Raw genomic sequence first — 3,403 nt, 5'->3', positions numbered from 1 at the left:
GCGGCGGCGGAAAAGTCGCTCGAGCAGACGCTGCAGAAACATCCGATGCAGCTTGCGCTCGAGATGCACGAGATCACCCAGCTCACCTTGCGACGCGACACGCTGCGCAAGAAAGAGAAGGCGGCGTAGCGCCCTTTTTTAACCTCCCCCTGAAAGGGGGAGGTCGATTGCCGGCGCGAGCGCGGGCAATCCGGTGGGGGTCTTTTGCTGCTCTGTTTGACCCTCCCCACCACTCCCCTTTCGGGGGAGGGAGTCCAAGGCCGCGCAAGCGGGGAGATCAAATGACCGCAACGCTCGACGACACCATAGCTCTCGCCGAAAAGTACCTTGCACGTTTTCGCAACGGCGTCGTGCCGCACCTGATCGACGGCAAACCGGAAACGAGTGCCGACACCTTCGAGACCGATTCGCCGGTCGACAACGCGCCGATCGCGAAAGTCGCGCGTGGCGGCGCAGCCGAGATCGACCGAGCGGCAAAGGCCGCCATGAAGGCTTTCCGCACCAACTGGGCACACACCTCCGGCGAGAAGCGCAGAGCGATCCTGCACAAGATTGCCGACGCCATCGTCGCGCGCGCCGACGAAATCGCTTACGTCGAATGCATGGATACGGGTCAACCGATCCGTTACATGTCGAAGGCGGCTTTGCGCGGCGCCGAGAATTTTCGCTTCTATGCCGATCGTGCGCCCGGCGCGAATGACGGCCTGTCGCTGCCCACCGAAACGCATCTCAACTACACCATCCGCCAGCCGATCGGTCCCGTGGGCGTCATCACGCCCTGGAATACGCCGTTCATGCTGTCGACCTGGAAGATCGCGCCGGCGCTCGCCGCCGGCTGCACGGTCGTGCACAAGCCGGCGGAGTGGTCTCCCCTCACCGCACAGCTTCTTGCCGAAATCTGCCTCGACGCCGGATTGCCGCCCGGCGTGCTCAATGTCGTGCATGGCATGGGCGAGGAAGCCGGCAAGGCGCTGACCGAACATCCCGACATTAAGGCGATCGGCTTCGTCGGCGAAAGCGCGACCGGCTCCGCCATCATGCGACAGGGCGCTGCCACGCTGAAGCGCGTGCATTTCGAACTCGGCGGCAAGAATCCCGTGATCGTATTCGGCGATGCCGACATCGACCGCGCGCTCGACGCCTGCCTGTTCATGATCTACTCGCTGAACGGCGAGCGCTGCACGTCATCCAGCCGGGCGCTGGTCGATGCTTCGATCTACGACGAATTCGCCAAGCGCGCCGCCGAGCGCGTGAAAAAGATCAAGATCGGACATCCGCTGGACGCTGCGACCGAGATCGGGCCGCTGATCCATCCGCGCCATGTCGAGAAAGTGTTGAGCTACGTCAGCGCGGCGCGCGAAGCTGGCGCCACCGTTGCGGTTGGCGGCGGCCGTGCCAACGGCGGGAAAGGCAATTTCGTCGAGCCGACGCTTTATCTGAACGCCCGCAACGACATGAAGATCGCTCAGGAAGAGATTTTCGGTCCGGTGCTCACCATGATCCCGTTCGCCGACGAGCAGGAAGCCATCGCGCTCGCCAACGACGTGCGCTACGGCCTCGCCGGTTATCTGTGGACCAAGGACGTCGGGCGAGCGCACCGCATGGCGCAGGCGCTCGATGCCGGCATGATCTGGGTGAATTCGGAGAATGTCCGCCACCTGCCGACGCCGTTCGGAGGCGTCAAGTCGTCCGGCATTGGCCGCGACGGCGGCGACTATTCCTTCGACTTCTACATGGAGACGAAGAACATCGCGATCGCGCTCGACAATCACAAGATTCCGAAGATTGGAGCCTGACGCCGCGTTGAACATTAGCGACTGTCATGACCGGACCTGTCCCGGCCATCCACGACTTCGCTAGCAACAAGAAACGACGTGGATGCCCGCGATAAGCGCGGGCATGACGGAGGAGAGAACGACAATGCCCATCCGCAAACCGAACTTCACACCCCCCTTCAACATCGTGCGGGCGAGCCACGTCGAATTCGGCGTGCGCGATCTGAGCGCGTCGCGCGCCTTTTATGTCGATTGCCTTGGCTATCTGATCACTGACGACGACCCGGATGCGATCTATCTGCGCGCGGTCGAAGAGCGCAATCACCACTCGATCGTGCTGCGCAAGGCGACAGAGCCGTCGATCCCGGCGCTCGGCTACAAGGTGGCAAGCGAGGAGGACCTCGATCGCGCCGCCTTCTGGTTCGCGCACAAGGGCTTTCCGACCTCGTTCCCGGACATTCCGTATCAGGGTCGGACGCTGCGCACCTGCGATCTCTTCGGCATGCCGCTCGACTTCTATTTCCGCATGGACCAGGCCGATTGCATGCTGCGCAAATACGCGACCTACAAGGGCGCGCGCATCCAGCGCATCGACCACCTGAATTGCTTCACGCCGGATGTGCAGGCGTCCTACGATTTCTATACCGAACTCGGCTTCCGGCTGACCGAATATACCGAGACGGACGGCGACAATCCGCAGCTCTGGGCGGTGTGGATGCACCGCAAGGGTAACGTCCACGATATCGCGTTCACCAACGGGCGCGGACCGCGCCTGCACCATATCGGCGTGTGGACCGCGAGCGCGCTCGACATCCTGCACATCTGCGATGTCATGGCGTCGTCCGGATATCTCGCCAACATGGAGCGCGGGCCCGGCCGGCACGGCATTTCGAATGCGTTCTTCCTCTATATCCGCGATCCCGACGGGCACCGCGTGGAGCTTTTCACGTCGGACTATCTGACGGTCGATCCGGATTTCGAGCCGCTGCGCTGGGGGCTGCACGACGCGCAGCGCCAAACGCTATGGGGCCACCCGGCGCCGAAATCCTGGTTCGAGGAAGGCTCGCCGTTCACCGGCGTTCCTGTGCGCGAGCCGGTGCTGGAGGCGCAGCCGATCGTGGCAAGGTAGGCCGCGTGTCGTCCCCGCGAAGGCGGGGACCCATCCCCAACGCTGTGCGATATGGGCTCCCGCTTTCGCGGGAGCGACGGAGTTACATCGCCTTGACGATGTTCTCGGTCATCTTCTTCGCGTCGCCGAGCAACATCATCGTGTTGTCACGGTAGAACAGCGGATTGTCGATGCCGGCATAGCCCGAAGCGAGCGAGCGCTTGTTGAACATCACGGTACCGCCCTTCCAGACCTGCAGCACCGGCATGCCATAGATCGGAGACGACGGATCGTCTTCGGCTGCCGGGTTGGTCACGTCGTTTGCGCCGATGACGTAGACGACGTCGGCCTGCGGGAATTCCGAGTTGATGTCCTCGAGTTCGAACACCTCGTCGTAAGGGACGTTGGCTTCAGCCAGCAGCACGTTCATGTGGCCGGGCATGCGGCCGGCGACCGGATGGATCGCGTATTTGACCTCGACGCCTTCCTTCTTGAGATGATCGGCCATCTCGCGGAGCGC

The 3,403-nt window shown here is 62.9% G+C and carries 3 protein-coding genes; 2 read left to right on the top strand and 1 reads right to left on the bottom strand.

The window, feature by feature from the left end; genetic code table 11:
• Positions 1-281 precede the first annotated feature (281 nt).
• Both hpaE and hpaD read left to right on the top strand, forming a co-directional pair.
• A complete protein-coding gene (hpaE, locus tag VNZ93_RS02365; RefSeq protein ID WP_325699527.1) occupies positions 282-1,796 on the top strand; it encodes a 5-carboxymethyl-2-hydroxymuconate semialdehyde dehydrogenase in 1,515 nt (504 codons plus the stop codon).
• A gap of 124 nt (positions 1,797-1,920) precedes the next feature.
• Positions 1,921-2,904 (top strand): 3,4-dihydroxyphenylacetate 2,3-dioxygenase, encoded by a 984-nt coding sequence (gene hpaD, locus VNZ93_RS02360; protein WP_325699524.1) that lies wholly within the window; start codon positions 1,921-1,923, stop codon positions 2,902-2,904.
• 82 nt (positions 2,905-2,986) lie between these two features.
• Here hpaD and VNZ93_RS02355 read toward each other — a convergent pair.
• The coding region (locus tag VNZ93_RS02355) for an NAD(P)(+) transhydrogenase (Re/Si-specific) subunit beta (RefSeq protein WP_325699519.1) at positions 2,987-3,403 on the bottom strand (417 nt) is incomplete at its 5' end.

The sequence above is a fragment of the Pseudorhodoplanes sp. genome, from assembly GCF_035565795.1.
GTDB lineage: Bacteria > Pseudomonadota > Alphaproteobacteria > Rhizobiales > Xanthobacteraceae > Pseudorhodoplanes.
The sequence above is the reverse complement of the archived record's forward strand: the minus strand, read 5'-3'. Positions and strand labels throughout refer to the sequence as shown.

Coding starts and splice junctions, on each gene's coding strand:
- hpaE (WP_325699527.1), top strand. CDS start 282: ATGACCGCAACGCTCGACGACACCATAGCTCTCGCCGAAAAGTACCTT.
- hpaD (WP_325699524.1), top strand. CDS start 1,921: ATGCCCATCCGCAAACCGAACTTCACACCCCCCTTCAACATCGTGCGG.